The sequence below is a fragment of the Vibrio sp. 1557 genome, assembly GCF_033340175.1.
Taxonomy (GTDB): domain Bacteria; phylum Pseudomonadota; class Gammaproteobacteria; order Enterobacterales; family Vibrionaceae; genus Vibrio; species Vibrio alginolyticus.
The window spans coordinates 1-1,315 of record NZ_JAWOVZ010000149.1; the positions used below are offsets into that span (position 1 = coordinate 1).

The following is a 1,315-nucleotide window of genomic DNA, read 5'->3' on the forward strand; positions in this document are numbered from 1 at the left end:
ACCCGCACCGAGATTAATTGTCGGTACCTTGAATGACTCCACCATGGTTTTATAGTTGTTGGCCATTTTCACCCGCTCGGCCGCCACTTTCAGCGGAATGTTTTGGCTCTGCATGTCTTGAACCATTTGATTCAACACCGGATCGTGAAACTTAGTCCACCAAAACTCAACGGGTTGTGAATCGGTACTCAACCCTGCATTTTCGGCGTTCAAGTAGGTTTCTGCCATGCTGGTGGTCGCTGCTTGGTAGTCGGGGCCCACTGCACAACCTGCTAAACTTAGGGCTAGAACGACAGGCGTTAGAATGAATTTTTTCACGATGACGCCTCCTCTAGCTCAGCGTTGGTTTGTGTGGATGGTGCTTTTTCTTTGTAAGCAAGGCGATACAGCGCAGGCATGACAAACAGTGACAATATGGTTGCGGCTGCCAAGCCTCCGATGATGGTTGCCGCCATTTGGTCAAACAGCAGATCTGACAGCAGCGGGATCATGCCGAGCGCGGTCGTTAACGCACCCATAGAAATGGCCATAGTACGGTTGACCGTGGCTTCTTTGATCGCGTCAGACAAGCTCTTGCCATTTGTGCGTTCGAGCTCAATTTGATCCATTAGTACGATGCCATTTTTGATGATCATCCCGGTTAGTGTGATAGCTCCGATCAGCGCCATAAAGCCAAATGGTTTATCGAATCCAAGCAGAGCAAACACAGCCCCTGATGCTGCCAGTGGTAGCGTTGCGAGGATGATGATTGGCTGCTTAAAGCCGTTGAACATCGCGACTAAAATGATCACCATGATCAGCATTGCTTTTGGTTGCTGCTTCATGATGTCGGTGACCGCTTTGTCTTCATCGTAATATTCGCCGCCCCATTCCATGCTGTAACCCGCCGGAAGTTGGATAGCTTCAACCTGATCTTTAATGGCATTTCTTACGTTCGCTGGTGTGGAGTCTCGGCTCACACCCGCTTGAACCGTGATGGTTTTCACGCGGTCGCGTCGCCAAATCATGCTCTCTTCGGTGACCAGTTCGAATCCATCCACCACTTGACCAAGTGGAACGCTGTTAAAGCCAAGTAGAGAGCGCACAGGTAGCGTTTCTAGTGACGCCATGTTTTGTGATGTGCGACGTAACTGAATTGGAATCAGCTCATCATTTAGGTTCATTTGTCCGAGCGGCATGCCGTCTGATGCGCGTTTTAGCGCGAAAGCGACATCGGCGCGGTTAATTCCTGCTTGACGCATTTTGTCCTGGTTTAGAATCGGCTTGAGCACTTTGCTTTCTTGGCGCCAATCATCGCGAATGTATTTTGCATCAG

The 1,315-nt window shown here is 49.9% G+C and carries 1 protein-coding gene and 1 pseudogene; both read right to left on the minus strand.

The genetic code is table 11. The features are described from left to right. A pseudogene (locus R7070_RS25405) lies at positions 1–318 on the minus strand (hypothetical protein); the annotation flags it as partial. After that, positions 315–1,315 (minus strand): efflux RND transporter permease subunit (locus R7070_RS25410; RefSeq protein ID WP_318141412.1); only part of this gene is annotated, 1,001 nt, incomplete at its 5' end. The gene R7070_RS25410 and the pseudogene R7070_RS25405, both read right to left, overlap by 4 nt.